Raw genomic sequence first — 26,333 nt, 5'->3', positions numbered from 1 at the left:
CCTTTCATGCCGGCACGCGCTCGCGCACGGCCGTCGTGGGGGTGATCAGCCAGAGCGCGGCGGCGCTCAGCAGAGGTACGGCGGCGACGATCGTCCAGGGCAGCGGCGACGACGTCTGCACCGTGTCCATGAGGGCGCCGGTGAGCGTGCTGCCGAACAGCACGGCCAGGCCACCGGCGGCCGCGACCACGCCGTAGTAGGCGCCGAGCCGCCGTTCGCCGGCGAACCGTCCGGTGACGTCGGCGGCGATCGGGGTGGCGAACATCTGCCCGGCGGTGAGCAGCACCACCAGGGCGACGGCCGGCAGCACGGAGGTGGTTCGCGGGACGAGGACCGCGACCACGGCGAACGCCGCCGCCATGGTCAGGAAGCCGGCGGTCAGGGCCCACCGGGGACCCAGCACGGTGCGGGCGAGCCGGGTGACCGGCATCTGCCCGGCGATCACCATGATCGAGGCGGAGGCGAACAGCCAGCCGAGCGCGCCGTCCGCGCCGACGCGGTCGAGTTCCCGCGGCAGCGCGAGATAGAGCTGGTGGTACGCGAACAGGCCGGCGCTGTTGGCGGCGGCGAAGCCCAGGAACCGGCGGTTGGCGAACACCTCGCGCAGGCCGCCGCGGATCGGTTCGCGGGAGTGCGCGCCCGGTCCGGCCGGCAGCCACCGCCAGTGCATGGCGAGGATCGCGGCGAACACCACGGCGGCGGCCACGCCGGTCGCCTGAAACCCGGCGGTGAGCAGCAGGACACCGAGCAGCGGGCCGGTCACCGCGCCGATCTCCCCGGCGACGGCGAACATCGCGAACAGTTCGGTGCGGGGCAACCGCCCGGCCGCCTCCAGCCGGGTTCCCTCACGGGCCAGGGCCGACTCGACGGCGGGGGAGAAGAGCGCGGCCGCCACGCCGGTGAGCATCGCCCCGGCCAGGACGCCGGGCAGGCTGTGGGCGAAAGCGAGCACGACGAAGCCGGCGACCCGCACCGCGCAGCCGGCGAGGACCAACGGGCGCACGCCGAAACGGTCGGCCAGCACCCCGCCGAGCGGGAACAGCCCCTGCTGGCTGAAGGTTCGCAGGCCCAGCACCAGGCCGACGGTGGCGGCGGCCAGGCCGAGGTCGTCGGCGAGGTGGTCGGCCAGGAACGGCAGCACCAGGTAGAAGCCGATGTTGAACGCCAGCTGGGTGAGCACCAGCAGCCGGGGGACGGCAGGCAGGCGCACGATCTCGGCGAGCACCAGCCATCGGCGCGGTTGCCGCGTCACGCCGCGCCGACCGGCAGTCGTGGCACGGCGGCCAGCAGGTCGCGGGTCGCGTTCGTGCCCGGCGCGCCGAAGACGTCCACCACGGTGCCGGACTCGGCGATCCGGCCCCGGTCCAGGACCGCCACCCGGTCACACACCCGGCGCACCGCGGCGACGTCGTGGGAGACCATGACCAGGGCGGCGCCGCTACGCTCGGACGCCTCGAGCAGCAGGTCCAGCACCATGACCCGGACGGTGGCGTCGAGCGCGCTGACCGGCTCGTCGGCGACCAGCACCTCCGGGCGCGGGGCCAGGGCGCGGGCCACCGCGACGCGCTGTCGTTGCCCGCCGGACAGCGCGGCGGGCCGCCGCCGCGCCAGAGCCGGGTCCAGATCCACCGCGGCCAGCAGTTCGGCGACGCGTTCCCGGTGGTCGCCGGGAACGCGCAGGCATTCCAGCGGCTCGGCGATGATCTCCGCGACGGTCATGCGCGGGCTCAGCGATCCGTACGGGTCCTGCGGCACCAGTTGCACCGCACGGCGGAACCAGGCCAGCGCGCCGGGCCGCGCCGGGCGGACCGGCCGGTCACGAAAGCGGATCTCGCCCCGGTCCGGAGCCTCGACGGCGAGCAGGAGGCGCAGCAGGGTGGATTTGCCGGCCCCGGAGGCGCCGAGGATGCCGAGCCGGTCACCGGCGGCGATGTCGAGGTCCACGCCGTCGAGGACGCGGCGCGGGCCGTAGGACTTGGTGGCCGCGGTGGCCACGAGGAGAGCGGTCAACGGTGGATCACGCGGCCAGGGCTCGGGCCGATGCGACGAGCGCCCGGGTGTACGGGTGCCGGGGCGCGGCGATGACCTCGGCCGTGTCGCCCTCTTCCACGAGACGGCCGGCGTGCATCACGGCGAGCCGGGTGCAGACCTGGCTGACCACCGCGAGGTCGTGGCTGATCAGCAGCAGCGCGGGCCGCGCGCCGCCGTCCGCCGGTGGAAGGTCGCGCAGAAGGCCGAGGACGCCGGCCTGGGTCAGGGGGTCCAGCGCGCTGGTCGGCTCGTCCGCGATCAGCAGACCCGGCCGGCCCGCCGCGGCCAGGGCGATCGCGACACGCTGCCGCTGCCCGCCGGAGAGCTGCGCCGGGTACGCCGTGGCGGTCTCGGCCGGCAGTCCCACGCGGTCCAGCAGGTGCGCGCACTCCTGAGCGGCCTCGCGGCGGGACAGGCCCCGGTGCCCGCGCAGCGGGATGCGCAGATGACGGCCCACCGTGGCGAGGGGGTTGAGGGCGGCGAGGGCGTCCTGGCCGATGAAACCGACCCGGGATCCCCGCACCCGCCGCAGCCGCCGTTCCGGGGCGCCGCACAGTTCGGCGCCGTCGACGGTGATGCTGCCGGTGGCGTGCGCGGTGGCGGGCAGGAGGCCGAGCACGCCCAGGGCGGTGAGCGTCTTGCCGGAGCCGGAGCCGCCGATGAGGCCGACGGCTTCGCCCGGCCCCACGGCCAGGTCCACATCGTCCACGACGACGCGGTCGGCGAAACGCACCGACAGGCGCGACAGTCTCAGCACGGCGAAGATGATAACCGTTTTCATTGTACGCCGGTGAAGGGGTCCCCTCGCGCTGCCGTGCGGCGCCGCCCTCGGCCTGAGCTCGCTGCCAGGCGCCGGCGGTGAGCAGGCGCAGGCCGTTGAGCCCCACGATGACGGTGGAGCCCTCATGCCCGGCGACGCCGAGCGGCAACGGGAGATGCCCGAACACGTCCCAGCAGACGAGCACGGCGATGAAGGATCCGGCGATGGCGAGGTTGGCCTTGACGATGCGGCGGGCCCGCCGGGACAGCGCGATGACGGCGGGCAACGCGCTCAGATCGTCGCGGGCCAGGATCGCGACGGCGCTGTGCAGGGCGAGGTCGGATCCCTTCCGGCCCATGGCGACGCCCAGATCGGCGGCGGCCGTCGCTCCGACGGCCGGCAGGGACGACGTCCACCTGCGTAAGGACCTCTGACACACACCGCGACGGCCACATGCCACCGGGTCCGCCGCCGTCCGTGCACGCCGTCCGCCGACGAGCACGTCGCGCGCCGTAACGGGAGCTGGTGGACGCCGGCGTCCGACTTCGGCCGCGCCCGTACTTTTGCCTTCGCGGGGGAACCACGAAGATGTACCGCATGACGATCATCGCGCATATCAGCGACACTCACTTCGACGGTAGCGAACGCGCGATGAGTCGCTCGCGGCGGGCCATGGATTACCTTCGCGGCTGCGACGTCGACGTGATCGTGGTGACCGGCGACCTTACTGACCATGGCGATGTCGAGGAATATGACCAGGTCAGGTCCGAGCTCGTTGCGGACGTCCCGGTCTTGCTTCTGCCGGGCAACCATGACGACCGGGCCGCCTACCGTAGAGTGTTGCTCGGTGGCGAGGGCGCAGCGCCCATCAATCAGCTACACCGAGTCGGCGGTGTGGTGTTCGCCCTCTGTGACTCCACCATTCCCGGACAGCATGGCGGTCTACTCGCGCCGGAGACCCTCACGTGGTTGCAAGGTGTTCTCGCCGACGCCGAGGAGCCGGTCTTCATCTGCCTCCACCACCACCCGATCCGGGTGAACAATCCCCTCCTCGACAGTATTCGGCTACAGAATCCTGACGACCTCGCCGCAGTGGTGAGCGCGTCGCCGATGGCCGCCGCGGTTCTGTGCGGACACGCGCACGCTGCCGCGGCGGGCACTTTCGCCGGCGTGCCCTTGATCATGGCTCCCGGGATCTTCTCCACCACCCGCCTGCCATGGACCACGACCGACGAACTCGCCTGGTCCAATACCTTTGACCGCGACGATATCCCCGGCCTGGTGTTTCACGTCTTGGAGAACGGCCAGCTGACAAGCCACTTCCGCACCGTCCCCGCATGATGCTTTCCGTTTCTGCTCCGGCTTTCGGCCCATCAGGCCGACAGGCACCATAAGGAGTCCGCCAGCTGTTACACAGCCCGGGAACCGCCCCGTCGGCAGGCCATCTTCCCGGGGCGGCCGCCGAAAAAGCATGCCGAGCGCGAGGGTGCACAGCACTCGGCGGTCGGCTTGCCGAGCAGCTCGGCCCAGGGCGGCCCCGATGCCGGCGTTCTGGATGCCGGAGTCGGTGAGCAGCGGCTTCAGGATGTCCTTTCGGGAGTGCTGCCCGCGGCGGCGGCCTCGTAAGCCGCCTGCAGCTCGGCGAAGGCCGACGGGGTGCCCGGTGGGCGGGGGATGCCGAGGTGCTGTTCGCGCAGCTCGTCCATGAAGCGGTCCCACAGTTCGGGGCCGCCCTGCTCAAGCAGCTCGGCGCGCACGGAGAGCTCGCGGCTGGCCGGCATGTGCATCCGGCCCCACGAGCCGAGCGCGGCCATCACCGGGACGAGCTGCACGCCCGGCTCGGTGAGGCTGTAGCGGATCTTCTGGCGGTGGGTCTCGTCGTCCGTGCGCCACAGCAGGCCGTGGGCGACCAGGCGTCGCAGCCGGTCGGCGAGGATGTTCGAGGCGATGCCCTCCTCGGAGCCGGTCAGCAGCTCGCGGAAGTAGTGCCGGTTGCCGAACATCATGTCGCGCAGCACCACCAGCGACCACCGATCGCCGAGCACCTCGACCGCCAGATTGATCGGGCATCCCGACCTGTGCTCTCCCACGCGCTGATGGTACTTCGCAACCGGTCGTGCTAGCGTGGTCGCTACCACTTGCGAACTGCAATCAGTTTCGGGGGGCGCGGTGCGAGGTGAAATACGTCAACCTCGAGGCCACCCGCACGTGCTGGTGCTCGCCGGCGACACCGCCTGGGACGGCGGCCTCGACGTGGCTGTCGCCGGAACCGCGGCGCCCGTCGCCGACGACGCTACTGAGAGGGCGCGATGAAATTCCTGCTCACCGACTCCGGCGTCAAGAACCCGAGCATCCACGCGGCCCTGCTCGACCTGCTCGGCAAGCCGATCGAGGAATGTGTCGCGCTTGCCATCCCGACCGCGTCGTACGGCCACCCGTGGGCCAAGCCCGCCGGGCCGTGGCGCTTCATCAGCGGCCGCGGCGGCAACCCGATGACCGAGCTGGGCTGGAAGTCCGTCGGCGTGCTCGAGCTGACCGCGTTGCCGAGCATCGACCGGGACAAGTGGGTCAATTGGGTGCGCGAGGCGGACGTGCTGCTGGTCAACGGCGGCGACGCGCTCTACCTGGCCCATTGGATGCGCGAGTCCGGCCTGCTGGACTTGCTGCCCACGCTCGGCGACAAGGTCTACGTGGGCTTCAGCGCCGGCAGCATGGTGCTGACCCCGCGCATCGGCGACGACTTCGTTGGCTGGAACCCGACCGGCGGCGACGCCGCGCTCGGCGTCGTCGGCTTCTCGATCTTCCCGCACCTCGACGTGCCCGACTGCCCCGAGAACAGCACGGCCGCCGCGGAGAAGTGGGCGGCCGAGATCGGCGTCCCGGCCTACGCGACCGACGACCAGACAGCCATCAAGGTCGTCGACGGCGTCGTCGAGGTCATCTCCGAGGGGCACTGGCTGCGCTTCAACGGCGCGGCCTGAAGATCCTGGAGCTCGCCGCGCCCGGCCCGCCCTCGCCGACACCGAGGCGGCGATGACCGGCCTGCCCGCCATCTACGAGAAGGAGGGCGAGCCGCTGCCGGCGGCGAGCGCCACAGCGTCATCGACTCGGAGGGGAAACCGGCCGCGGTCATCGAGCTGACCCGGGGCGCCACCGAACCGAGTGAAGTCGGTCAAGAGGTGCGTTTGGTGCGGGCGTAGTGGCGCGCCGCGCGGGCGCGGTTGCCGCATCCCGGTGAGCACCACTCCCGCCGCGGGGTGTCGCGGACGAAGTGCAACACGCAGCCGGGCCCGTGGCAGGCCCGCAGCTCCTGCCGGGCCTCCCCGGCGAACAGGGCGATCGCCTCGTCGGCGAGGGCGGACAGCACGGCGGCAGCCGGAGGGCCCGCGCTCCGGTCGACGGTGTGTGGCTGTGGGGCCCAGCGCAGTTCCCGCCATCGGGGCGCCTGGCCGGCCACCGCGTTCAGCGTCGCCATATCGGCGGCGGTGGGTTCCCGGTTGTTCGCGAGCGCGTCGGCGATCGCCCGTATCGCGTTCCGCAATTCCCTGGCCTGGCCCAGAACAGCGTCGTCGACGGCTGCGGCGGGCAGCGCGAACGGCAACCGCTCGCCCATGGCCCGCATCCAGCCAGTCAGCCCTTCCGAAGTCGACAGGCCGTCCCTGATCTTGCCGCGAACCGCGTGGAGGGTGTTCGCGAACTCGATCGCGATCGGCTCACCGAGCACCGGGGTGGTCACCTTTCTAACGGTACACCGGACTTGACGGCGTGAGAAAAATCGGGGATGTTCTAACGGCAACAGCGACACCAAGGCGTTAGAAAGGCTTTGTCATGAGTGCACCCGCCCTGCAGACCGGTCACGTCGGCCTCAACGTGACCGACCTGGCCCGGTCCACCGCGTTCTACCGCCAGGTCTTCGACTTCCAGGTCCTCGGGGAGCGAGTCGACGGCGAGCGCCGGTTCGCCTTCCTCGGGCGAGACGGCACACTGCTCGTCACGCTGTGGCAGCAGAGCGACGGCCGGTTCGCCACCGGCCTGCCCGGCCTGCACCACCTGGCGTTCCAGGTGCCGGACATCGAGGCGGTGCGCCGGGCCGAGTCGACGCTGCGTGAGCTGGGCGTGGAGCTGGTCTACGACGGGATCGTGCCGCACGGCGAGGGGGCGTCGTCCGGCGGTGTGTTCTTCACCGACCCGGACGGCATCCGTCTGGAGATCTACGCGCCGTCCGGCGTCGACAGCGCGCCGGTTCCCACCTCCGGCGCCCCCACCTGCGGATTCTTCTAGGAAGGGGAGAGTCGTGCCGCATCCGGGCGAAGAGGAACTGCAGAGCCGGGCCGGTCTGTCCCGCCAGGCGTGGGGCTCGGCCGGTGTCGGCGCGACGATCCCGCCGGTCGCCGCGGAGTTCCTGGCCGAGCAGCGATTCCTGGTGATCGCCGCGACCGATGACGCGGGGGCCGCCTGGGTCAGCCCTCTCAGCGGGCGTCCGGGCTTCACCCACGCCCGCGACGAGCGCACCGTCGTCGTCGGCCGGCTTCCGGCCACCGGCGACCCGCTGGCCGGGCGCTTCGGCGCGGAACGTGACATCGGAATGATCGCCATCGAGCCCGCCCGGCGCCGGCGCATGCGGGTCAACGGGCGTGCCCGCCGGGACGGCGACCACCTGGTGATCCACACCGAGCAGGTGTACTCGAACTGTCCCAAGTACATCCAGACCCGTACGCCGTCGGAGGGGCCGCCGCACCAGCGTGGCGCGGTGACCGTGACCAGGGAGCTGACCGCTGCGCAGCAGCGGTGGATCGTCGCCGCGGACACGTTCTTCATCGGCACCTACGCGGCCGGTCTCGGCATCGACGCCTCGCACCGCGGCGGTCGTCCGGGGTTTGTCACGGTCACCGGTGACGACCGGATCGTCTGGCCCGAGTACGTGGGCAACTCGATGTTCATGACGATGGGCAACCTGCTGCTGGAGCCGCGGTGCGGGTTGCTCTTCCTCGACTGGACGCGGGGCCACACGCTGCACCTGACCGGCCGCGCCCGCCTCGACGAGGACCCGGAACGGGTGGCCGCCGTGCCGGGCGCGCAGCGCCTGGTCGACTTCCGCGTCGACCGGGTGGTGGAGGTCGCCGGCGGCTTGCCGGACCGGTGGGCCTTCGGCGAGTTCTTCCGCCACAATCCGCCGGTCCTCAGCGCCTGAAACCCGAAGATCGTGAGTCAGAGGCCGCCGGGGGTGGTCCCGGCGGTGGGCTGACTCGGACCTGCCGGACACGTTCCTCACCGACCTGCGTGACGCGACCGGAGCTCCGGTGCCGGCCGCCGGCGAAGTCAGCTCGCCGGCGCGACGGTATTCAGGCTACGAGCAGGCGAAGGCCGAGTTCTGCCGCGTCGAGGGCGACGAGGTCACGGTTGCGCTCAGCCCACCGGCCGGAGGACAGGTCTTCGCGGAGTCTGTCCACTGCTCGCTGCTCGGCCTGTGACCCGACCCTGGTCCATACCGATACCGCCCGGCGTACCTGCTCATCCAGGTATGCCTCGGGCCGGCGCCAATGCGCCTCGAAGAAGCCGTCAGCGCAGTCCCACGGGACGAGCACCGGCTCCGCACGGCCCCCGATCGCCCCGGTCAGGTCGGCCAAGGTCGGCCAGCCGACGAGAAGGTCAGCGAACTCAGGCAGGTAGTCGCGGGTGAGCCAGAACCGCTCGCGCCGGCCGGTGTTGTCGGCGTCGTAGGTGAACACCACCACGCGGCGGGCCACCCGCTTCATCTCGCGCAGTCCGGCGATCGGGTCCGGCCAGTGATGGACGGTGCTGACCGCCATGGCGGCGTCGAAGGACTGGTCCTCGAACGGCAGGCTCCCGGCTCCGGCGGCCACGCACGGTGCGGCGCCTGGGGGACGTTGTGCTCGCATGACCGCCGACGGCTCCACCGCCGTGACGTCACGGTCCGGTGGTTCGTAGGAGCCGGTGCCTGCTCCGACGTTCAATACCGTTCGGGCGTCCCCGAGCGCGTCCCAGATGCGCGCGGCGATCCGGGGCTCGGTGCGCCGCGTGGCCGGGTAGGCCGACCCGATGGTGTTGTACAGCTGCGCGCCGAACACTTTCAGTTGCTCCTCCGGGGTCGTCCTGATTCCCATTGCTCGTGCCTCCAGTTCCCTGTCGATGGCCGTGACCATGGCGGCAGCACGGTCCCGCTGCTCCAGCAGCAGGCCCCGTAGCCGGCACAGATGCGCGACCGCGTCGGTGGCCGGGTCGTCGACCAGATCCGCGATCTCCCGCAATCCGAAGCCCAACCGCCGGTAGGCGAGCACTTCCCGCAGCCGCTCCACGTCGTCGGCGGAATAGGCCCGGTATCCCGCGACGGTCCGCGCCGACGGCTGCAACAGGCCGATCTCGTCGTAGTGATGCAGCGTACGAATGGTGACGCCGGCCAGCTCGGCCACACGCCCTACGGTCAGGTGCTCCTCCACGCCCCCGACTATGTGGCATGACGCCACGTGAGGGACAAGCGTCTTCCCGGCATGATCGGTTTTCCGGATGCTGTCCGATGGTGCCCGTTACTCACTGTGCTCGTCGTCTACCCGCCGACAGTCGCCCCGCTACCCTTCGGGTATGAGTGCACCATTACGGCGGGCCGTGACACCGCATGGCACGTCGGTGGTGACTGACCCGTGGATCGATACCGACCCTGTGCACGACGATCTTCGCGCCGCGAAGGCGCTGGTGTACGACCCGGGCGGCTTCGTCTGTTCTCGTCCTCTGCCCGAGCGGGAGAGCGCTGACTACTGTGCACATTCCTTCCTGGTCAACGGCTTGTCCGTCAGGTTCCGCACGGGTAGAACAACACCGACGAAGATCGGGCAATTCGTCACGCTGTGGGCGAGGTCAGAGAGTGGGCCGATTCGGCCCCTCAACACCGGGGACGCGGTGGATCTGGTGGTGATCAGCACCCGGGACGCTCGGCACTTCGGCCAATTCGTCTTTCCGCTGGAGGCGCTCCGCGAACGCGGTATCGTCGCGAGCAACCATTCAGGTGGTAAGCGTGGGTTCCGCGTATATCCGCCCTGGGTCACCACGGCGAGTCGTCAGGCCATCACCACGCAAGCATGGCAGGTGGGCTACTTCCTGTCCGTGGACGACGGCATGCCGCTTGACATCACCCGGACCCGAGAGCTGTACGGCGTGGCGAATCGGCTACCGGCTCAGTCACGATCGTGACGGCAGTCGGCATCGCCTTCGTCAGTCCCGGGAGCCGGGTCGTCGAGAGGTCATTTCTCTGCGAGGCGCGCTGCTGCGGCGTACCGAAGATGTTGTTCCTCGATGGGGTCTTCGCTCAGCTCGGCCATCCGCCTTCTGCAGTAGCGCGATGAGTCTGGCGTCCGGCAGGTCCACCGGATCGGGGGGCAACCACGTAGCGGGGCCGGGCGGCGGCGTCCAGCGCGGCGTCGAGGCGAGGGCCACGGACATGAGGGTCTGCCCCGGGCCAGGTAGGTCAGGATCGAGAGGATGTAGCCGAACCGGCCGTCGTCCAGCTGCTGTTGTTCGTCCGGCCCATAGGATTCCCGATCCGCCATCAGCGGTGCCGGGTCCAGGCGTGCATCGCGTATGAGGCGCGCCAGATAGGCGGGGCGCTCCTCGACCTGGGCGTCCCACCGTGTATCCCGACCGGCACATTCATAGATCAGTCGAGCCTGACCGGGCTGCTCGCGCAGGTGAGCTACCGCGATACCGCGGCCTCGTTGCAAGGCGCCGCGCAGAGTGCGGTAAGGGTTCACGCCGATTGCGACTGACTGATCAACACCCCGATGTGCCGCTGCCCATCTCCCGCTTCATCGCCGGCTCAGGCCGTCGGGCTACCGATCGCGGGCGATGGGCAGAGTGAGAACCTGCTCGTGATCGAACCATTCGCCTGTGGGCTGGAATCCGTATCGCACATAGAAGCCGTACGGTGAGCCGGCTCCGGGCACCACGCTCGTTGTCAGAACCTCTGCGTCGGATCGCTCGCGCAGATGAGTGACCAGCAGATCCAGGGCCGCGCGGCCGTAACCGTGCCCCTGAAACCGGGCATCGATCAACATCCGCCACAGGTAGTACGGCCACGGGACAACGCCGTTACCGGGCTCGGCTGCGTCAGTTGCCATGAGGAACCCGACCGGCACGTCCCCGGCGTAGACGGCGCGCACCCAAGGCCGCGCAGCTGGATTGGCAGCCGCTTCGCTCAGCGAATCCGCCACCCCGTCGACAAACTTCTCCTGGCCCGGCCCAACCCGCAGGGCCGTCACCGCTTTCCTGTTCTCGTCATCGATCACGCGTAGCGCGACTGATCTGGGCATACCTCGCATCTGGTCATCATGGTCGCGGCGAGCCGGTACGCAAAGCCCCTTCGCGTCTACCCAGAAGGCTGCAGTGGCCCTCGACTCATCGAGGTACGGCAACAGCGCAGTGGCTACAACAGCTGACACACGGACGGCGGCATAGAAAGACCAGGAATCGCGGTTCCGGCTACAGCGAGCGGTGGTCGGGCCGCCCGCGTCGGACAATGCCCGCCGCTCTCGGGCGCAGGGTGCTGGACTGCCTTCTGTGTTCCGAAATCTCGTGTTCCGAAATCTCTACGGGTGATGCGGTGTGACGCGAACGCAACTTCCACAACGACACACCGTCGCTGCCGCTTGCGCTGGCTATTGTGCCGCCGTCTGGAGAGAACGCCGCAGACCAGGCGTCGCTGCCGGCGAAGGCCTTATCCCTCGCGGTACCGGTGAACGGGTTCCACAGCCGCACCGTTTCGTCGTCGCCGGAACTGGCCAGCAGTCGCCCGTCAGGCGAGAACGCCACCGCTGTCACGAAGTGGGTGTGGCCGGTCAGCGGTTCACCCACGGCGCTGCTGGGGGCCGAGTCCCATAGCCGCACGGTCTTGTGGCTGCTCGCGGTCACCAGGAGTTCACCGTCGGGAGAGAACGCCACTGAACACACGCCGTTGATGGGGATGGTCAGTACTCGTTCCACGGTTGTGTGACTCTCGGATTCGCCAATAGTGCCGTCGGGGTGAGCGGCTTGAGCGCCGTGCGATGCTACAGCGCAAGGCATCGCGCCAGTCAACAGCGCTGTACCGCATTCGACTCTGCACGACAGGGTGAGAAACGCCCGCTCATCGGCTACGAGAGCGCAGCGGCGACGCGAACATGCCGCCGGAACGGCGTCCGCAGCGTCGGCCGGTGGCAGATCAGCACGTCTCGCCGCCGGCGTGCGGGTGGCCGTGGGCTGCCATCATCGTCAGGCGGATGACAAGCGGTCGGCGCGTCGGCCACCATCACCAGGAACGGGATCCGGCTGGACGGACATGCCCCACAGCATGCTCCTCGGATCATTTCGCAGGATTTGCCGGGCGGGTGTCAAGACCGGCGCAGTGGCTCCGACTGACGGGTGAAGGGGGCCAGGAAGGCCCCATTCGATAAAAGGAGTCCCGAGATGAGCAAGGTCGTCGTTGACATCGCCGCTTCGCTGGACGGGTTCGTCGCCGGGCCGAACCAGAGCGCCGACGCCCCGCTGGGTGAGGGCGCGGAAACCGTCCTGCACCAATGGATGTTCGACGCGGCGGAGGAGAACGCACCGGAGGTCGCCGCCATCATCGACGCCGGTGCGTTCATCATGGGCCGCAACATGTTCGGCCCGGGCCGCGGCGAGTGGGACCTCACCTGGCGGGGCTGGTGGGGCGAGGAGCCGCCGTACCACGGCCCGGTCTTCGTGCTGACCCACTACGAGCGCCCGCCGCTGGAGATGGCCGGGGGGACCACCTTCCACTTCGTGACCGGTGGGATCACCGAGGCGCTCCACCTGGCCCGGGAGGCGGCGGGCGACCGCAATATCTCCGTCGCCGGCGGTGCCGCGACCGTCAACCAGTTCCTGGCCGCGGGACTGGTCGACGAGCTGCGCCTGCACGTCGCGCCGGTGCTGCTCGGCGAGGGTGAGAGGCTGTTCGACGGCGTCGGCAGGACCAGGCTGACCCAGATCGAGGCCCGGCAGACCTCGCTCGTCACCCACCTGCGCTACGCGGTACGCCTCGGCTGACGGCCGAGCATCGGCGATTACCGGCCGCGGGGTCCGCGCGTCCACAGCCTCATGCGCGTAGACGGTGAGGGAGGTCGCAGGAGGTTTCTGGCGCAGCCGCCCGACGGTGGGACGCGGTTCCGGGGGTCAGGTGGGTTCGACTGCGGGATCGATTGACGGCGACCGCGCGGCCGGTGGGCGGCCCCCCGAAGCCGCCCACCGTGGTCACTTCGCCTTGCGGGCGTACTTGGCGCGGAACTTCTCCACCCGGCCGGCGGTGTCGAGCAGTCGCTGCTTACCGGTCCAGAACGGGTGGCTGGCCGCGGAGATCTCCACGTCGATCACCGGGTACGTGTTGCCGTCCTCCCACGCGATGGTCTTGTCGCTGGTGGCGGTGGAGCGGGTGAGGAACGTGAAGCCGGCGCTGCGATCGCGGTAGACGACGGGTCCGTACGCCGGATGGATGCCGGGTTTCATGGTTGGTTCTCCTTGTCGGTTCTGGTCTCGCCGGCCAGCGGGAAGCAGCCGGCGAACGGGTCGGGCAGGTCGCGCCAGGTGTCGAAGCCGTCGGCGAGTTCGGTGTCGGTGAGCAGGCACGAGGTCAGCAGCGCGGTGATGGCGGCGTGGTCGAGGCGCAGGCCGATGAGGGCGAGCACGGTGCGGCGGTCGCCGTAGTAGGGGTCCCAGGCCAGCTCGGCGGCGATGCGGCGTTCGTCGCTGGTCTCGGTCCAGCGTTCGGCCGGAAGCGCGGCGAGCCAGTAGCCGAGGCTGCCCAGGCTGACGCCACCGCCGGCGAACTCGAACGCCAGCGCGGTGTCCGGCTGGCTGGCGATCCAGAGCTGGCCACGGCCACGCAGCGCCTCGCTGGTCAGTTCTTCGAGGGCGTCGTTGAGCCGCTGCGGGTGGAACGGGCGGCGGCTCTCGAAGAGGAGCGAGACCACCTCGGAGGAGTCGGTGTCGTGCAGGGCGATGGGCCGGCCTTCCAGGGCGAGGCCGAGCATGCCGGGCCGGTGCGGGTTGTGGCGGCCGGTACGGCGAACGAGCGAGCTCAGCCCGGTGCAGTCGAGGCTGTTGGTCGTGCCGATCGGCACCTGGATGGCCCACGGCGCGAGCCGGTGGACCAGGGTGCCGACCCGGTTGAGTTCGAGGCTGTCGGTGTCGGGCCGGCTCCACAGGATCACGGTGTCGCTGAACTCGACCTGGTGCGCCACGACCTCGGCGACGGTGCGGTGGTCGTCGTCGGCGGCGTGCAGGTCGCAGTCGCTCAGATCGTCGGTGCTGGCCAGGTCGTCGAGGAAGCGGTCGGCGTCGACGACGGTGACGTAGGAGTCGAACCGGACGGCCTCGGTGGCCGGTGTGCCGTCGACCAGGCAGTGGGAGCAGGCCGCGGCTACCGCCTCGGGCTCCACCGCGGGCGGCAGGACCAGCAGCAGGTCGCTGCCCGGGTGGGTGCGGGCGAGCCGGACCAGGGTGGGCAGCACGTCTTCGCGCAGGGTGCAGGAGACGCAGCCGTGCACCAGCTCGACGGTGCTCTGCTCGATCAGTTCGGCGGCGGAGCGGACGGTACGCCGCACGACGCCGCCACGGATCTCCGAGAGGTCGTGGGCGACCGCCAGCAGTCGCCGGTCGTCGGCGATCAGCAGAGCCTGAGCGGTCGCGCGGACGGCTCCGGGGGAGAAGCCGGACAGCACGGTGACGGCGGGCCGGTTGTCCACCGGGGCGGGCAGGGCGGAGGTGATCGGATTGGCGCTCACCCCCTCATCTTGTCGACTGGACTTGCTAATGACAATGGTTTTCATTATAAAGTTGCCGCATGTCCAACGTCTGTGACGTGACCGGCGCCAAGCCCAGCTTCGGCAACGCCGTGTCGCACTCCCACCGCCGCACCCGCCGCCGCTGGAATCCCAACGTGCAGCGCCGCCGTTACCGCCTCGCCGACGGCACGACGGTGCGGCTCAACGTCAGCACCACCGGCATCAAGATCATCGACCGGGACGGCATCGACTCCGTCGTCATCCGCCTCCGCGCGAAAGGGGCGAGGATCTGATGGCCAAGAGCACCGACGTCCGCCCGGTGATCAAAATTCGCAGCACCGCCGGGACCGGGTACACGTACGTCACCCGCAAGAACCGCCGCACCAATCCCGACCGCATCGTTCTGCGCAAGTACGACCCGATGGTGCGCCGTCACGTCGACTTCCGGGAGGACCGCTGATGGCCCGCCGCAGTCTCACCGAGCGCGAGAAGCGCCGCGCCGAGTTGTCCGCGCGCCACTTCGACCGCCGCGCCGAGCTGAAGAAGCAGGTGCTGGACCCGGACACGCGTGCCGACGCCATGCGTGCCCTGGCCAAGCTGCCGCGCGACTCCAGCCCCTCGCGGCGCCGCAACCGCGACATGATCGACGGGCGGCCCCGCGGCGTCTTCGCCCGCTTCGGCCTGTCCCGGGTCCGTTTCCGGGAGATGGCCCTGCGCGGCGAACTGCCCGGGATCCGCAAGGCCTCCTGGTGACCCCGCCCGCGGCCTGACCCCGGCCGGGCACCGGCGCACCGGGGAGGGAGCCCGGTGCGCCGGTGATGGCGCGGATCAGGCGGTGCGGAGGTCCAGCACGTGCCACCGGGCGGCTCCCGCGCTGCTGGTGTACCACCACACCAATCCGCCACGGCTCTGAGCGTCGTTCGCCGAGGAGGTCAGCTCGACGGTGTTTCCGGTGCTGATGTCATAGACGAGCAGGCCCGCGGTGCCGGTGCTGCCGGAGTTCGGGCCGGGTTCGGCGAGAAGCTCGAAACGATCGAGTATCGCGACGTCGGGAACGGCGGTCCGGGCGGTCGCGCCGGCGATCTGCCGCCGGGCCGATCCGTCGGGATGCATCAGATCGATGCGGGCCAACCCGTTGTCGCTGGTCACCATGACGCGGCACCAGGAGGGGCTGCACGCCGCGAACTCCGCGCCGGTGGTGGGCACCGTGATCTCGCGGCCGGTGCTCATGTCGCGCAGCAGCGTGGCGCCGGACCCGTCGCTGGCGCCGTCGTCGAGCCACGGCCACGCCGCCATCGTCCACTCGCCCTTCTCCTGGACGACCTCGACGCGACCACCGCTCAACGCCACCGAACGGATTTCGGTCGCCGCCGTGCCGTCGTCCGGCTGAGCGGTCCAGTACACGCGGCCGTCGTGGTGCAGCAGGTCGTACTGGCTGCCGTAGAACACCACGTTGCCGGTGTCGGCGGTGAGTCGCCTGGCCGGACTGCCGTCACGCATGCTCGCGGCCCAGATCTCCGGTGGCCTGCCGTCACCGAACTCGGTCCAGACGACCTCGTCCCCGGCCGCGGTCATGTTCTCGAACCGCGGCCGCTCGACCATGGTCAGGCGGCGCAGCTCACGCAAGGCGCCATCGGGGCCTCGCAGAAGAAGGCGCAGGAACCGGTCGTCCTCGCTGGGCGCGGTGCCCAGCGCCGTGGCCGTGTCGAGGAACAGCAGCGGTCGCAGCGGCAGATCGGCGATCGTGCTGAGCTTCGCCGCCGGCCATGCCGCCGTCGCGGACATCCGTCCGCCCGGCACGGCCGGCTGGGGCTCGGACGGGCCGCCGCCGACCATCAGGGCGCCGATCGCGGCGACCGCGACGACAAGGCCGACGACAGAGGAACCACGGCTTCGCCTCAATGCCCGCTGCGAGGCCGGCGGGGCGGCAAGAGCATTGATCATTCGTACGTCTGCCTGGGCGCCGTGGTCTTCTGCCAACTCGTCACCTCGAAGTACGGCACGTCGGCCTTGTTGACGGGATCCTTCTCGACCCGGCTGCTGTAGGTCCCGACGACCTGGACCCAGGTGTCCACGGGTGCGTCGACGCTGACACCGCCGGCCAGCCCGACCTTGATCGGGCGACCGTCGGCGGCGCAGCACGCCAGCACCATCCGGGCCAGCATCGGGCGTCCGTCCGGGCCGGCGGTGACGAAGCCGGTGAGCCGCAGAGTGCGGCCGGTCAGGCTCCTGCCCTCGTCGAAGACCGCTCGCGACGCGTAATCCATGAGACTGAGCGGTACGGGGTCGCCCGGCGGCAGCGGCGCGAACTCCGAGTCGGCCGGCGCGGCGGCGAGGACGGTGCCCGCCTGCCCGGCGGCGTACGAGCCGAGAGCCGGGGGCGCGATCAGCAGCAGGCCGACCGCCGGAAGGATCAGCAGCCACCCGACGCGGGGTTCGTGGTGGGCGTGTCCGTGGCCGTCGTCGCCGGCTGCGCCGTCCCTGGGGGGCCGGAACTCGTGGTAAAGGGTCATCACCGCCGCCGCCAGCAGCAGCGCACCGGCCACGATGAGGAACGGCCGCAGGCCTTCCTTGACGTAGCGCAGGTACACGTCGGTGAGGCTGGCCTTGAGGATCGCCCCGCCGAAGAACATCATCACGACCGCTTGCGCCTGCCGGTTCACCAGAGCACCACTCCCACGCCGGTGCCCACCACGACGGCGGTCACGAAGGTGACCGGCGCGAAGCGGAAAGCGAATCGCCGACCGAACACCCCGGTCTGCATCGAGATCAGTTTGAGGTCGACCATCGGGCCGACCACCAGGAACACCAGCCGCGACGTCAACGAGAACTGCGACAGGGAGGCGGCGACGAACGCATCGGCCTCGCTGCAGATCGACAGCAGGACGGCCAGCGTGGCGAGCGCCAGCACCGACAGGACCGGACTCGCGGCCAGTCCCTGCAGCCAGGGCTCGGGCACGACGACGTTGATGGTCGCGGCGGCGGCCGCGCCCACCACGAGGAAGCCGCCGGCGTGCATGACGTCGTGCCGGCACGCCGCCCAGAACGCCCGGGCCCGTGACGCGTCGTCGAGGTCGGGGCGGCGGGGCAGGCGGATCCACTCGCTCTTGCCCAGCCGGAGCCACAGCCACCCCATCGTCATCGCGACGACCAGGCTGGCGCCCGCGCGTGCGGCCACCATCTCCGGGTTGCCGGGGAAGGCCACCGCGGTCGCGGTCAGGACGATCGGGTTGATCGCCGGCGCCGCCAGGAGGAAGGCCAGGGCCGCGGCCGGCGTGACGCCACGGCGGATCAGTGAACCCGCGATCGGCACGCTGCCGCATTCACAGCCGGGCAGGACCACGCCCGCCAGGCTGGCGGCGGGAACGGCCAGCGCGGGATGCCGGGGCAGGGCCTTGGCCCAGAACGAACGTGGCACGAACACCGCGATCACCGCGGACAGCACGACACCGAAGACCAGGAACGGCACCGCCTGCACGAGCACCGACACGAACACCGTGGTCCACGTCTGCAGCCGGGGATCGGAGACCAGGCCGGCGAGCGGAGTCCGGAAGGCCACGAGAAGGACGAGCAGGATCGCCAGCGCCTCCACGGAGCCGAAACGCCATGAATCGCGACCCGGCTGGCCGCTGTCACGAGGCCGCGTGGTCTCCGCCGCGGCCGACGCTGGGTGACCGACGTGGTCCGGTGCCGTCCGGGCACGGGTCGCCGCACCGTCAGTGGGATTCAACAATGCACTCCCATTCCACCACGTCATTTATAGCTATCGATCAACCTACCGGTTCTCGGCGCGGGCGCAATATCTTCGGCGGCGCTGATCGGCCAGGTTTCCCCGTATTGAATATGTGCTCAAATGCTAAATTGCTAATATGTTCGCGAGCTGGGGGTCGCGAGGGCTCCCACGTTCGTGCGGGAAGCCCCGACCGGCCCGGAAAAGCGCAACTCCGCGCTCAATAGCGCCCGAGCTCTGCGCGGCGCCCTTTCTCATTCCGGACACGGGCCGTTGAACAGGCCCGAACATCGCCCCTGCGGTCAGGACGCCGGAGCGACCGGGCCCAGTTCCCGTGCCGTCCGGGCGAAGTCGAGGATCGTCTCGGTCACCCCGGCCGTCCGCCACACCAGCGCCCACCGGCCCGGCGGAGAATCCCGGATCGGCACGTACGCGAGGCCGGGAACCTGCAGGACCCGCTCGCCGTGAGCGAACGACGGCGAGACGGCCTCCCCGCTGATCAGGAACGGGATCATGTCCAGGTAGTTCGTGACGATCGGCCCGATCTCGATGAGCCGCCCGCTCGGCGTGTGGGTGGGCACCAGCCCCGCGCGCCAGTAACCCGGCTCGGCACCGCCCATGACCACCTCGTCACCGAGCTCCTCCAACTCGATGGCCTCCCGGGAGGCCAGCCGGTGGCCGGCACCGCAGAGCAGCACGATCGGCTCGGTCAAGATGATCGGCCCCACGGTCAGGTCCGGCTCCTCGACCGGGAGCCAGGTGATCTGCACGTCCACGGCGCCACGGCGTAGCGGCCCGAACGGATCGCTGAAGTCGACGTGGCGGTACCGGACCTCGCACCCCGGACGGCGGACCGCGAACGCGTCGAGGATGGGCTGGTAATCGACGAGATTGTGGCCGATGGTACCGAGTCGCAGCGTCTCCGGCCGGGCTCGTGCCGCCGCGACGGCGCGGGCGAAGCCGCTGTGCAATTCGCGGTACGCCGGGCGTAGGTCCTCGGCGAGTCGCCTGCCGATCGGGGTGAGCGCCACCCGCCGGCTGGTGCGCTCGAACAGGGCGGCCCCGATCTGGCGCTCCTGCTTCTTGATCGCCTGACTGACCCGGGCCGCACTCACGTGCAGGCGTTCGGCCGTACGCCCGAAGTGCAGTTCCTCGGCGAGAGTCAGAAAGATCTCGATGTCGCGCAGCTCCACGCGGCCCCTTTCCTTAAGCGACAGGTTAAGTCATGGTGCGGAACCGGCCGTTGATCACATAGGACGGTCGCGGACAGGCTGGGGGAGTTGGCGAGACACCTCTCGTAGGGAGCGGAAAATGATAACGACCACTGACCGGCCGGCTTCGGCCGCGGCACGACTGCCCGGCCGCCGGCCCCGGCTGCGGCGGCTGGGCCGAGGACTGATCTGGGCGTTCGACGCGCTGATCGTCGTGCTGGGCCTGGCCTTCTTCGCGCCCCGGGCGCCGGTCGACCCGGTTCAGGACCTCCTCGGGATGATCGCGCTGTTCGTGCCCTGGCTGACCGGCTTCCTGATAGCCGTCGTGGTGATCGGCGCCGGAACCACGCTGCTGCTCCTGCGACGCGGCCACCGGGCGCTGTCCGCCGCCGGCGCCCTGACCGTGCTGCTGGCCGGCCTCATGGTGATCGTCCCGTGGTCAGCGGCCCGCGGCAGTTGGGTGGAGCACTTCACCCCCGCCCTCTCCGTGGCGCCGACCGCGACGGAGACGTACGCACCCGGCCTGCAGGTCGACGTCTACCTGCCCCCGAAACCGGCGCCGAGCCGGCCGGCGCTGCTCTACGTTCACGGCGGCGGCTGGAGCTCCGGCGCCCGCGCCGACAGCGCGTCGTGGTTCGGCTGGATGGCGGACCAGGGCATCACCGTCTACTCCGTCGACTACCGGCTCGCGCCGCCGCCGCGTTGGCAGGACGCGGTGGGCGATGTGAAGTGCGCGCTCGGCTGGGTGCGGTCCGCGGCGGCCCGGCACGGCGTCACGGCGTCGAACGTGTCGATCGCCGGCGACTCGGCGGGCGGCCAGCTCGCCATGATGGCGGCGTACACCGTCGGCGACGAGCGGTTCCCGCCGGCCTGCGACGTGCCGGAGGAGCCGGTGCGATCGGTGATGGGTTGGTACGCGCCCACCGACCTGCCCGCCCTGTTGGCGGAGAGTGGCCTGCCCGGCGCCGCGGCCCAGGCGGTCGGCGGCTATCTGGGCGACCAGGATCCCGCGGTGGCCTCGCCGATCACCTACGCCCGGCCGGGACTGCCCCCGACCCTGCTGGTGCAGGGCGACCGGGACCACATGATCCCCACCGCCCAGGCCACCGCGCTCGTGGACCGGCTGCGCACCGCCGGAGTGTCCGCCGAGGTGGTGACGATCCCCTGGGCCGAGCACAATTTCACCGGGCACTGGGGGAGCTGGGGATCGCAGGCCATGCGGCCGGTGGTCGGCGATTTCCTGCGGCGCCACGTGCTCGCGTGACCCGGGTCCGTCGGAACCCGACGATCCTCCCGCGTCACCCGGCATGCCAGGTGGCGGCGAGCAGCCGGGTGGCGAGGCAGGAGGGGATCGCGCGCAGCGCCGTGTCACGTAGCCATGCGGCGACGCCGGTCTGGGAGGTCATCCGGGACTGCCGGGCCGACGCCGTCATCAGGCGGCTGGTGCGGGGCCGGCGTTCGGCGTCGTAGCGGCGCAGCAGTAGTGGGACGTCGGCCGGGCCGGCGCCGGTGAGGTGCCGGGTGAGCGCGGCCGCGTCCTCGAACGCCTGGCTGGCGCCGATCACCCCGACACGCACGACAGCCCGCCTTCATACGACTACGAGTGTTCTACTACGACCGCTGTCATTCAGACGATGGCGCGGAGCTTGGCGAAGAACGCACGGACGTCGCCGACGAAGAGGTCCGGGGCTTCCATGGCGGCGAAGTGGCCGCCGCGGTCGAACTCGCTCCAGTGCACGACGTCGTGCTCGATCTCGACGGTCCGCCGGATCGACACGTCGCCGGGGAACACCGCGACGCCGGTCGGCACGGTGGACCGCTCACTCGCGCCCCAGGCGCCGGCGTGTGCGGTCTCGTAGTAGCTGTTGGCCGAGGACCCGGCGGTGCCGGTCAGCCAGTACAGCATCACGTTGGTGAGCAGCAGATCCCGGTCCACCGCGTCCTCGGGCAGGTCGGCGGCGGGGTCGGTCCACTCCTTGAACTTCTCCACGATCCAGGCGAGCTGCCCGACCGGGGAGTCGTGCAGTCCGTGCGCGAGAGTCTGCGGCCGGCTGATCTGGATCATCGCGTACCCGGACTGCTCGGTGTTGAGGTACTCCAGATGCGCCAGCCGCGCTCGCTCGGCGTCGGTCAGCTCCGCGACCTCGTCCGGGTCGATCTCGGTGAACGCGGACAGCCCGTTCGCGTGGACACCGACGACCTTGCCGGGGTTGAGCCGCCCGAGCCCCGGTGAGACCACCGCGCCGGTGTCGCCGCCCTGCGCGCCGTAGCGGTCGTAGCCGAGCCGGTCCATCAACTCGGCGAACGCCCGGGTGACCCGGTTGGTGTCCCAGCCGGCCTCGACAGTGGGCCCGGAGAGCCCGCTGCCCGGGATCGAAGGGATCACCAGGTGGAACGCGTCCGCCGGGTCACCGCCGTGTGCCGCGGGATCGGTCAGCGGGCCGATGACGTTCAGGAACTCCACGATCGAGCCGGGCCAGCCGTGGGTCAGGATGAGCGGCAGCGCATCCGGCTCGGGTGAGCGCACGTGCAGGAAGTGGATGCGCTGGCCGTCGATCTCGGTGGTGAACTGCGGGTACCGGTTCAGCTGCCGCTCGTGGACGCGCCAGTCGTAGCCGTCGCGCCAGTACGCGGCCAGCCCTTTCAGATAGCTCACCGGTACTCCACGGCTCCAGCCGACGCCGGGCAGGTCCGCCGCCCACCGGGTCCTGGTGAGCCGGTCCCGCAGGTCGTCCAGATCAGCCTGGGGAATGTCGATGGTGAAGGGCCGGATCCCGTTGTCGTTGTCCATACCCACCACCCTAGGAGCCGGTTAGGTCAGCTCTTGTCCTAAGTGGATGACAGACTTTCGGCCATGTGGGAAACCTCGGCTCGACTGCTGCGGCTGCTCTCTCTGCTGCAGGCGCGACGCGACTGGTCCGGCGCCGAACTGGCGGAGCGACTGGCGGTCACGCCCCGAACCGTGCGGCGCGACATCGAGCGGCTGCGGGCCCTCGGCTATCCCGTGCTGGCCGCCGCGGGCACCGCCGGCTACCGCCTGGGCGCCGGCACGGCTCTGCCGCCGCTGCTGCTCGACGACGACGAGGCCGTGGCGATCGCGATGGGCCTGCGCACCGCCGCGGGCGGCTCGATCACCGGCATCGAGGAGACCTCCGTACGGGCCCTGGCCAAACTCGAACAGCTGCTGCCGTCCCGGTTGCGCCACCGGGTCAACGCCCTGCAGTCGGCGACGGTGCCGATGGCGAACACCGGCCCCACCGTCGACCCGGCCACCCTGACCACCATCGCCGCGGCCTGCCGGGACGCGCTGCGGCTGCGCTTCGACTACCGGACCCACGACGGGACGACCAGCGTCCGTACGACCGAGCCACACCGCATGGTGCACGCGGGCCGCCGGTGGTACCTCGTCGGCTGGGACGTCGACCGGCAGGACTGGCGCACCTACCGGGTGGACCGGCTCGAACCGCGCCCGCCGACGGGACCCCGGTTCACCCCGCGCACCCCACCGGAGCCCGACCTCAGCGGCTACACCTCGCGGGCGATCTCCACCTCGGCCTACCGCTACCAGGCCCGGTTCACCCTGCACGTCGGCATCGAGACCGCGTCGGAACGGATCTCTCCCACCACCGGAACCCTGGAGCCGCTCGACGAGCACAGCTGCACCCTGTACGCCGGGTCCAACTCGCTCGATGAGCTGGCCATCTACGTGACCACCAAGGGCTTCGGCTTCCAGGTGCACGAACCCGCGGAGCTGGTGGACCACGTCCGGACGCTGGCGGCCCGGCTCGCCGCCGCGGCGGGAGGGTGAACGGGAACGGCTCAGAGGTCGAGGGTGAGATGTGTTCCCCGGCACCGGGAGACGCAGATCATCATGAGTTCGCCGGCGGCGCGCTCCGCCGCGGTGAGGACGGCGTCGCGATGGTCGGGCACGCCGTCCAGCACCACCGTCTCGCAGGTCCCGCAGGTGCCCTCCTGGCAGGACGAGAGCACCGGCACACCGGCGTCCTCGACCGCTTCGAGGACGGAGACGCCGGCGGGCACCCGTACCGTCCGGCCGGACGAGGCCAGCGTCACCTCGAATTCATGATCGGCGCCGGTCACCGCCGGCGTGGTGAAGCGCTCGACCCGCAGAGCGCCGGGTGGCCAGGCGACGCAGCGGCGCTCCACCGCCGTCAGCAGCGGTTCCGGGCCGCAGCAGTAGACCAGGGTGTCCGCCGTGGGCCGGTCGAGCGGGCTCAGGTCGATCAGCCCGGTGGTGTCCTGCGGGAAGATCTGGACGCGGTCGCCGTAGCGGGCGAGGCGGTCCAGGCCGGCCATCGCGGCGCGGCGCCGTCCGCCGTAGAGCAGGCGCCAGTCGGCGCCCGCCGCCTCGGCGGCGGCGACCATCGGCAGGATCGGGGTGATGCCGATGCCGCCGGCGATGAACAGGTACGCGGGGGAGGCGACCAGCTCGAAGTGGTTGCGCGGGCCCTCCACGGTCAGCGTCGCGCCCACGGCGATCCGGTCGTGCACGAACCGGGAGCCGCCGCGTCCCCCGGGCTCGCGCAGCACCGCCACCGTCCATCGGCTCCGGTCCGCGGGGTCGCCGCAGAGTGAGTACTGCCGCACCAGGCCCGGTTCGAGCAGGAGGTCGACGTGGGCGCCGGGTCGCCAGGCCGGGAGCTCGCGTCCGCCGGGAGCGCGCAGGACCAGGGCGCGCACCCCTTCCGCGAGGGTCTCGGCCCGCTCGACGACGACGGTCACCACGGTCGCGACGCCTCGTCGCAGGCCTCGTGGTCGGGGTGTGCGAGCAGCCACCGCCACATCAGGACCGGGTCCTCGGCCTCGTGCTCGGCCCCGCAGTGGCAGACCCCGTGCAGCCGGTCCGAGCCGGGCGACCAGCGGATCGTGTAGACGGTCCTCGCCGTCTCGCGGGCCGTCACGTCGCTCACTGTTCCACGAGTTTCCGGAGCAGGCGGCGGGCGGCCAGGCCGCCGGTGTCGATGTTGATGCTGAGCTCCTGGTAACCCGCGGGCTCCGTGGCGATGACCTTTTCGAGCGCGTTGAGCGCCACCACGTCCTGCAGCACCACGGTGCGGTTGCTCTCCGCCAGGAAGCGCGACACCTCCTCGTCGCCGGTCGCGAAGTCCCGGGCCACCATCCAGAAGTCCATCGTGGTGGTCTCGGTCTCCGGCGTGATGGCGTAGACGATCTCGGCGTGGCAGGCGGCGCTGTCGTCACCGTCCGGGCCGGGCTCCACGCCGGTCGGCGCGATCCGGCTGTGCAGCAGGTAGAGGCACGGCGGGTGGTACTCGATGTCCTGCCAGCGGTCGATGCGGCCCTCGATGCCGGTGGACCTGGCGTAGAACGGCGGGCATGCGACGTCCTTCATCCGGCGGCGCACGTGGACGATCCGGGCGTCCTCGTCGACCTCGGTGGTGATCGGGGTCTCGGCCACCTCGGGCGTGCCGATGTAGCCGCCGTGCAGGTAGGTCTCGTGTGACAGGTCGAGCAGATTGTCGACGAGGAGGCCGTACCGGGCGGCCAGCGGTTCCATGCCCCGGACGACGGTCCAGCCGGGAGAGTCCAGCCAGGGCGCACGGGGAACGGTGGCGGTGTCGGCCACCTGGGGGTCACCGATCCACACCCACACCAGCGAGTCCCGCTCGACCACCGGATAGGCGGGCACCCGGGCGGTGCGCGGGATGCGGGTCTGCGCCGGAACGTAGGCGCAGGCGCCGCTGGGCTCGTAGGTGAAGCCGTGGTAGCCGCAGACGATCCGGTCACCGTCGCGGTGACCCATCGACAACGGGTACCGGCGGTGCACGCACCGGTCCGCCAGGGCGGCGACACTGCCGTCCTGGAGCCGGTACAGCATGAGGGGCTCGCCGCAGACCGTACGGCCGAGCAGGTCGTCGCCGACCTCGTCGCGGTACGCGGCCACGTACCACTGGTTGCGGGGGAAGGGTGTCATCGGCGTCTCCTCGGGGTGCGGGAGGTGGTGCCTCAGACGGTCGTTCGTCCCGGGCCGACGGCGCTACGGACCTTCCGCTGAGTGGAAGAGGCGGCTTCGTGACCGCCGGCGACGGCGGCACCGGAGCTTCCGCGCAGTGCCCGGGAGAGTCCCCGCGACGCCGTGCAGACCGCGGGAGCGAGCGCTGACGGCGGGCCGGCGCCGGCCCGGGTGACGATGGAGATCGCCGCCACCACCTCGCCGTCCGGCCCACGTACGGGGGCGGCCACGGAGAGCGCGTCGAGGGTCACCTGCCCGTTGCTCACCGCGTACCCGAGGCGCCGCACCTCGGCCAGCTCCCGGCGCAGCCGCGCGGGCTCGGTGATGGTCCGCGGCGTGAACCGGGCCAGCGGCCCGGCGAGGTAGCGCTCCTGGTCGTCCCTGCTCGCATGGGCCAGCAGCGCCAGGCCGACGCCGGTGGCGTGTGCCGGCCAGCGGCCGCCGACCCGGGTGAGCACGCTGACCGAGTCGCGTCCGGGTATCCGTTCGACGTAGACCACCTCGTTGCCGTCGAGCACGGCCAGCTGGATGTTCTGGTGGGTGGCCTCGTACAGGTCCTCCAGGAACGGCAGCGCGGCTTCGCGCAGCCCCAGGCCCCGTGGCGCGAGCGAGCCGACCTCCCACAGCCGGAGCCCGATGCGGTACCGGCCGTCGCTGTCGCGTTCGAGCGCTCCCCAGGCGGTCAGTTCGGCGGTGAGCCGGTGCGCGGTGGCCAGCGGCAGCCCGGCACGGCGGCTGATCTGGGTCAGGGACAGGTGCCGGTGCTCGGCGCCGAACGCGCCGAGAAGGGCCAGCACCCGGCTGGTCACGGTCTCCACGGGAG

Annotated in this window: 32 protein-coding genes; 12 read left to right on the top strand and 20 right to left on the bottom strand. The window is 70.9% G+C overall.

What is annotated here, in order from left to right; genetic code table 11:
* Nucleotides 1-4 precede the first annotated feature (4 nt).
* The 3 genes from QLQ12_RS23980 to QLQ12_RS23970 are packed head-to-tail and all read right to left on the bottom strand — an operon-like array spanning nt 5 to nt 2,788.
* Nucleotides 5-1,252 (bottom strand): MFS transporter, encoded by a 1,248-nt coding sequence (locus tag QLQ12_RS23980; protein WP_282762669.1) that lies wholly within the window; start codon nt 1,250-1,252, stop codon nt 5-7.
* Nucleotides 1,249-2,010: an ABC transporter ATP-binding protein gene (locus QLQ12_RS23975; protein WP_282762668.1), complete on the bottom strand. Its 762-nt coding sequence runs from the start codon at nt 2,008-2,010 to the stop codon at nt 1,249-1,251. The genes QLQ12_RS23980 and QLQ12_RS23975 overlap by 4 nt, the downstream gene beginning before the upstream one ends.
* A 7-nt stretch (nt 2,011-2,017) precedes the next feature.
* The gene (locus QLQ12_RS23970; RefSeq protein WP_282762667.1) at nt 2,018-2,788 is read right to left on the bottom strand and encodes an ATP-binding cassette domain-containing protein; all 771 of its coding nucleotides are present in this window, start codon (nt 2,786-2,788) and stop codon (nt 2,018-2,020) included.
* Nucleotides 2,789-2,936: 148 nt separating this feature from the next.
* On the opposite strand from QLQ12_RS23970, the gene QLQ12_RS46905 reads away from it, so the two are divergent.
* Together QLQ12_RS46905 and QLQ12_RS23960 are read left to right on the top strand one after the other, a co-directional pair.
* Nucleotides 2,937-3,215 carry a hypothetical protein gene (locus QLQ12_RS46905; protein ID WP_328518304.1) on the top strand — a complete coding sequence of 93 codons (279 nt, stop codon included), beginning with the start codon at nt 2,937-2,939 and terminating at the stop codon, nt 3,213-3,215.
* A gap of 173 nt (nt 3,216-3,388) precedes the next feature.
* Entirely contained in the window at nt 3,389-4,132 is a 744-nt protein-coding gene (locus tag QLQ12_RS23960; RefSeq protein ID WP_282762666.1) for a metallophosphoesterase, read from the top strand.
* A 239-nt stretch (nt 4,133-4,371) separates the two neighbouring features.
* Here the strand turns inward: QLQ12_RS23960 and QLQ12_RS23955 are convergent, their stop codons facing one another.
* Nucleotides 4,372-4,881 (bottom strand): winged helix-turn-helix transcriptional regulator, encoded by a 510-nt coding sequence (locus QLQ12_RS23955; RefSeq protein ID WP_282762665.1) that lies wholly within the window; start codon nt 4,879-4,881, stop codon nt 4,372-4,374.
* 219 nt (nt 4,882-5,100) lie between these two features.
* On the opposite strand from QLQ12_RS23955, the gene QLQ12_RS23950 reads away from it, so the two are divergent.
* A complete protein-coding gene (locus QLQ12_RS23950) occupies nt 5,101-5,772 on the top strand; it encodes a Type 1 glutamine amidotransferase-like domain-containing protein (RefSeq protein ID WP_282762664.1) in 672 nt (223 codons plus the stop codon).
* A gap of 191 nt (nt 5,773-5,963) precedes the next feature.
* Here QLQ12_RS23950 and QLQ12_RS23945 read toward each other — a convergent pair whose 3' ends face one another.
* Complete coding sequence (locus QLQ12_RS23945; protein ID WP_282762663.1) at nt 5,964-6,527, bottom strand: CGNR zinc finger domain-containing protein; 564 nt, start codon at nt 6,525-6,527, stop codon at nt 5,964-5,966.
* 92 nt (nt 6,528-6,619) lie between these two features.
* On the opposite strand from QLQ12_RS23945, the gene QLQ12_RS23940 reads away from it, so the two are divergent.
* Both QLQ12_RS23940 and QLQ12_RS23935 read left to right on the top strand, forming a co-directional pair.
* Nucleotides 6,620-7,072, top strand: a complete 453-nt coding sequence (locus QLQ12_RS23940) for a VOC family protein (protein ID WP_282762662.1) — start codon at nt 6,620-6,622, stop codon at nt 7,070-7,072.
* A gap of 13 nt (nt 7,073-7,085) precedes the next feature.
* Nucleotides 7,086-7,982 (top strand): pyridoxamine 5'-phosphate oxidase family protein, encoded by an 897-nt coding sequence (locus QLQ12_RS23935; RefSeq protein ID WP_282762661.1) that lies wholly within the window; start codon nt 7,086-7,088, stop codon nt 7,980-7,982.
* Nucleotides 7,983-8,133: 151 nt separating this feature from the next.
* On the opposite strand, the gene QLQ12_RS23930 is transcribed toward QLQ12_RS23935, so the two are convergent.
* Nucleotides 8,134-9,249, bottom strand: a complete 1,116-nt coding sequence (locus QLQ12_RS23930) for a MerR family transcriptional regulator (protein WP_282762660.1) — start codon at nt 9,247-9,249, stop codon at nt 8,134-8,136.
* Between the two features lie 142 nt (nt 9,250-9,391).
* Between QLQ12_RS23930 and QLQ12_RS23925 the strand changes: the two genes are divergently transcribed.
* Nucleotides 9,392-9,997 (top strand): MepB family protein, encoded by a 606-nt coding sequence (locus QLQ12_RS23925; RefSeq protein ID WP_282762659.1) that lies wholly within the window; start codon nt 9,392-9,394, stop codon nt 9,995-9,997.
* Nucleotides 9,998-10,632: 635 nt separating this feature from the next.
* Here the strand turns inward: QLQ12_RS23925 and QLQ12_RS23920 are convergent.
* Together QLQ12_RS23920 and QLQ12_RS23915 are read right to left on the bottom strand one after the other, a co-directional pair.
* The gene (locus tag QLQ12_RS23920) at nt 10,633-11,088 is read right to left on the bottom strand and encodes a GNAT family N-acetyltransferase (RefSeq protein ID WP_282762658.1); all 456 of its coding nucleotides are present in this window, start codon (nt 11,086-11,088) and stop codon (nt 10,633-10,635) included.
* 193 nt (nt 11,089-11,281) lie between these two features.
* Nucleotides 11,282-11,782, bottom strand: a complete 501-nt coding sequence (locus QLQ12_RS23915; RefSeq protein ID WP_282762657.1) for a WD40 repeat domain-containing protein — start codon at nt 11,780-11,782, stop codon at nt 11,282-11,284.
* Nucleotides 11,783-12,244: 462 nt separating this feature from the next.
* Here QLQ12_RS23915 and QLQ12_RS23910 point away from each other — a divergent pair, with 462 nt between their 5' ends.
* Nucleotides 12,245-12,844, top strand: a complete 600-nt coding sequence (locus tag QLQ12_RS23910; RefSeq protein ID WP_282762656.1) for a dihydrofolate reductase family protein — start codon at nt 12,245-12,247, stop codon at nt 12,842-12,844.
* A gap of 204 nt (nt 12,845-13,048) precedes the next feature.
* Here QLQ12_RS23910 and QLQ12_RS23905 read toward each other — a convergent pair whose 3' ends face one another.
* Complete coding sequence (locus QLQ12_RS23905; protein ID WP_282762655.1) at nt 13,049-13,300, bottom strand: type B 50S ribosomal protein L31; 252 nt, start codon at nt 13,298-13,300, stop codon at nt 13,049-13,051.
* Entirely contained in the window at nt 13,297-14,577 is a 1,281-nt protein-coding gene (locus tag QLQ12_RS23900) for a CobW family GTP-binding protein (protein ID WP_282762654.1), read from the bottom strand. The genes QLQ12_RS23905 and QLQ12_RS23900 overlap by 4 nt, the downstream gene beginning before the upstream one ends.
* Before the next feature lie 59 nt (nt 14,578-14,636).
* Between QLQ12_RS23900 and rpmB the strand changes: the two genes are divergently transcribed.
* The 3 genes from rpmB to rpsN are packed head-to-tail and all read left to right on the top strand — an operon-like array spanning nt 14,637 to nt 15,330.
* Entirely contained in the window at nt 14,637-14,870 is a 234-nt protein-coding gene (rpmB, locus tag QLQ12_RS23895; RefSeq protein WP_282762653.1) for a 50S ribosomal protein L28, read from the top strand.
* A complete protein-coding gene (gene rpmG / locus QLQ12_RS23890) occupies nt 14,870-15,037 on the top strand; it encodes a 50S ribosomal protein L33 (RefSeq protein WP_282762652.1) in 168 nt (55 codons plus the stop codon). The genes rpmB and rpmG overlap by 1 nt, the downstream gene beginning before the upstream one ends.
* Nucleotides 15,037-15,330, top strand: a complete 294-nt coding sequence (rpsN, locus tag QLQ12_RS23885) for a 30S ribosomal protein S14 (RefSeq protein ID WP_282762651.1) — start codon at nt 15,037-15,039, stop codon at nt 15,328-15,330. The genes rpmG and rpsN overlap by 1 nt, the downstream gene beginning before the upstream one ends.
* Nucleotides 15,331-15,405: 75 nt before the next feature.
* Here rpsN and QLQ12_RS23880 read toward each other — a convergent pair whose 3' ends face one another.
* The 4 genes from QLQ12_RS23880 to QLQ12_RS23865 form a co-directional block, all read right to left on the bottom strand.
* Complete coding sequence (locus QLQ12_RS23880) at nt 15,406-16,521, bottom strand: hypothetical protein (protein WP_282762650.1); 1,116 nt, start codon at nt 16,519-16,521, stop codon at nt 15,406-15,408.
* Nucleotides 16,518-17,240: a TIGR03943 family putative permease subunit gene (locus QLQ12_RS23875; RefSeq protein WP_282762649.1), complete on the bottom strand. Its 723-nt coding sequence runs from the start codon at nt 17,238-17,240 to the stop codon at nt 16,518-16,520. Before QLQ12_RS23875 ends, QLQ12_RS23880 begins: the two co-directional genes overlap by 4 nt.
* The gene (locus QLQ12_RS23870; protein WP_407651544.1) at nt 17,237-18,334 is read right to left on the bottom strand and encodes a permease; all 1,098 of its coding nucleotides are present in this window, start codon (nt 18,332-18,334) and stop codon (nt 17,237-17,239) included. Before QLQ12_RS23870 ends, QLQ12_RS23875 begins: the two co-directional genes overlap by 4 nt.
* A gap of 275 nt (nt 18,335-18,609) precedes the next feature.
* Complete coding sequence (locus QLQ12_RS23865; protein ID WP_282762647.1) at nt 18,610-19,500, bottom strand: LysR family transcriptional regulator; 891 nt, start codon at nt 19,498-19,500, stop codon at nt 18,610-18,612.
* Between the two features lie 118 nt (nt 19,501-19,618).
* On the opposite strand from QLQ12_RS23865, the gene QLQ12_RS23860 reads away from it, so the two are divergent.
* Nucleotides 19,619-20,782 carry an alpha/beta hydrolase gene (locus QLQ12_RS23860; RefSeq protein ID WP_282762646.1) on the top strand — a complete coding sequence of 388 codons (1,164 nt, stop codon included), beginning with the start codon at nt 19,619-19,621 and terminating at the stop codon, nt 20,780-20,782.
* 34 nt (nt 20,783-20,816) lie between these two features.
* Here QLQ12_RS23860 and QLQ12_RS23855 read toward each other — a convergent pair whose 3' ends face one another.
* Both QLQ12_RS23855 and QLQ12_RS23850 read right to left on the bottom strand, forming a co-directional pair.
* Nucleotides 20,817-21,095, bottom strand: coding sequence for an FAD-dependent oxidoreductase (locus QLQ12_RS23855; RefSeq protein WP_282762645.1), 279 nt, complete (start codon nt 21,093-21,095; stop codon nt 20,817-20,819).
* 50 nt (nt 21,096-21,145) lie between these two features.
* Nucleotides 21,146-22,309, bottom strand: coding sequence for an epoxide hydrolase family protein (locus QLQ12_RS23850; RefSeq protein WP_282762644.1), 1,164 nt, complete (start codon nt 22,307-22,309; stop codon nt 21,146-21,148).
* Between the two features lie 63 nt (nt 22,310-22,372).
* Here QLQ12_RS23850 and QLQ12_RS23845 point away from each other — a divergent pair, with 63 nt between their 5' ends.
* The gene (locus QLQ12_RS23845; protein WP_282762643.1) at nt 22,373-23,326 is read left to right on the top strand and encodes a helix-turn-helix transcriptional regulator; all 954 of its coding nucleotides are present in this window, start codon (nt 22,373-22,375) and stop codon (nt 23,324-23,326) included.
* Between the two features lie 11 nt (nt 23,327-23,337).
* Here QLQ12_RS23845 and QLQ12_RS23840 read toward each other — a convergent pair whose 3' ends face one another.
* Genes QLQ12_RS23840 through QLQ12_RS23825 form a run of 4 tightly spaced genes read right to left on the bottom strand, consistent with a single transcriptional unit; the run spans nt 23,338 to nt 26,319 of the window.
* Nucleotides 23,338-24,264: a PDR/VanB family oxidoreductase gene (locus QLQ12_RS23840; protein WP_282762642.1), complete on the bottom strand. Its 927-nt coding sequence runs from the start codon at nt 24,262-24,264 to the stop codon at nt 23,338-23,340.
* Nucleotides 24,258-24,449 carry a hypothetical protein gene (locus QLQ12_RS23835; RefSeq protein WP_282762641.1) on the bottom strand — a complete coding sequence of 64 codons (192 nt, stop codon included), beginning with the start codon at nt 24,447-24,449 and terminating at the stop codon, nt 24,258-24,260. Before QLQ12_RS23835 ends, QLQ12_RS23840 begins: the two co-directional genes overlap by 7 nt.
* Nucleotides 24,446-25,471, bottom strand: coding sequence for an aromatic ring-hydroxylating dioxygenase subunit alpha (locus QLQ12_RS23830; RefSeq protein ID WP_282762640.1), 1,026 nt, complete (start codon nt 25,469-25,471; stop codon nt 24,446-24,448). Before QLQ12_RS23830 ends, QLQ12_RS23835 begins: the two co-directional genes overlap by 4 nt.
* A gap of 32 nt (nt 25,472-25,503) precedes the next feature.
* Nucleotides 25,504-26,319: an IclR family transcriptional regulator gene (locus QLQ12_RS23825; RefSeq protein WP_282762639.1), complete on the bottom strand. Its 816-nt coding sequence runs from the start codon at nt 26,317-26,319 to the stop codon at nt 25,504-25,506.
* Nucleotides 26,320-26,333: the final 14 nt, after the last annotated feature.

The organism is Actinoplanes sandaracinus (assembly GCF_030009775.1).
Lineage (GTDB): Bacteria > Actinomycetota > Actinomycetes > Mycobacteriales > Micromonosporaceae > Actinoplanes > Actinoplanes sandaracinus.
This window is presented reverse-complemented; position numbering and strand designations above follow the sequence as displayed.

Excerpts from the sequence above, each read along its gene's own strand:
- QLQ12_RS46905 (WP_328518304.1), top strand. The coding sequence starts at position 2,937 with ATGCCCGGCGACGCCGAGCGGCAACGGGAGATGCCCGAACACGTCCCA.
- QLQ12_RS23960 (WP_282762666.1), top strand. The coding sequence starts at position 3,389 with ATGACGATCATCGCGCATATCAGCGACACTCACTTCGACGGTAGCGAA.
- QLQ12_RS23950 (WP_282762664.1), top strand. The coding sequence starts at position 5,101 with ATGAAATTCCTGCTCACCGACTCCGGCGTCAAGAACCCGAGCATCCAC.
- QLQ12_RS23940 (WP_282762662.1), top strand. The coding sequence starts at position 6,620 with ATGAGTGCACCCGCCCTGCAGACCGGTCACGTCGGCCTCAACGTGACC.
- QLQ12_RS23925 (WP_282762659.1), top strand. The coding sequence starts at position 9,392 with ATGAGTGCACCATTACGGCGGGCCGTGACACCGCATGGCACGTCGGTG.
- QLQ12_RS23910 (WP_282762656.1), top strand. The coding sequence starts at position 12,245 with ATGAGCAAGGTCGTCGTTGACATCGCCGCTTCGCTGGACGGGTTCGTC.
- QLQ12_RS23905 (WP_282762655.1), bottom strand. The coding sequence starts at position 13,300 with ATGAAACCCGGCATCCATCCGGCGTACGGACCCGTCGTCTACCGCGAT.
- rpmB (WP_282762653.1), top strand. The coding sequence starts at position 14,637 with ATGTCCAACGTCTGTGACGTGACCGGCGCCAAGCCCAGCTTCGGCAAC.
- rpmG (WP_282762652.1), top strand. The coding sequence starts at position 14,870 with ATGGCCAAGAGCACCGACGTCCGCCCGGTGATCAAAATTCGCAGCACC.
- rpsN (WP_282762651.1), top strand. The coding sequence starts at position 15,037 with ATGGCCCGCCGCAGTCTCACCGAGCGCGAGAAGCGCCGCGCCGAGTTG.
- QLQ12_RS23880 (WP_282762650.1), bottom strand. The coding sequence starts at position 16,521 with ATGATCAATGCTCTTGCCGCCCCGCCGGCCTCGCAGCGGGCATTGAGG.
- QLQ12_RS23870 (WP_407651544.1), bottom strand. The coding sequence starts at position 18,334 with ATGACGTGGTGGAATGGGAGTGCATTGTTGAATCCCACTGACGGTGCG.
- QLQ12_RS23860 (WP_282762646.1), top strand. The coding sequence starts at position 19,619 with ATGATAACGACCACTGACCGGCCGGCTTCGGCCGCGGCACGACTGCCC.
- QLQ12_RS23850 (WP_282762644.1), bottom strand. The coding sequence starts at position 22,309 with ATGGACAACGACAACGGGATCCGGCCCTTCACCATCGACATTCCCCAG.
- QLQ12_RS23845 (WP_282762643.1), top strand. The coding sequence starts at position 22,373 with ATGTGGGAAACCTCGGCTCGACTGCTGCGGCTGCTCTCTCTGCTGCAG.
- QLQ12_RS23830 (WP_282762640.1), bottom strand. The coding sequence starts at position 25,471 with ATGACACCCTTCCCCCGCAACCAGTGGTACGTGGCCGCGTACCGCGAC.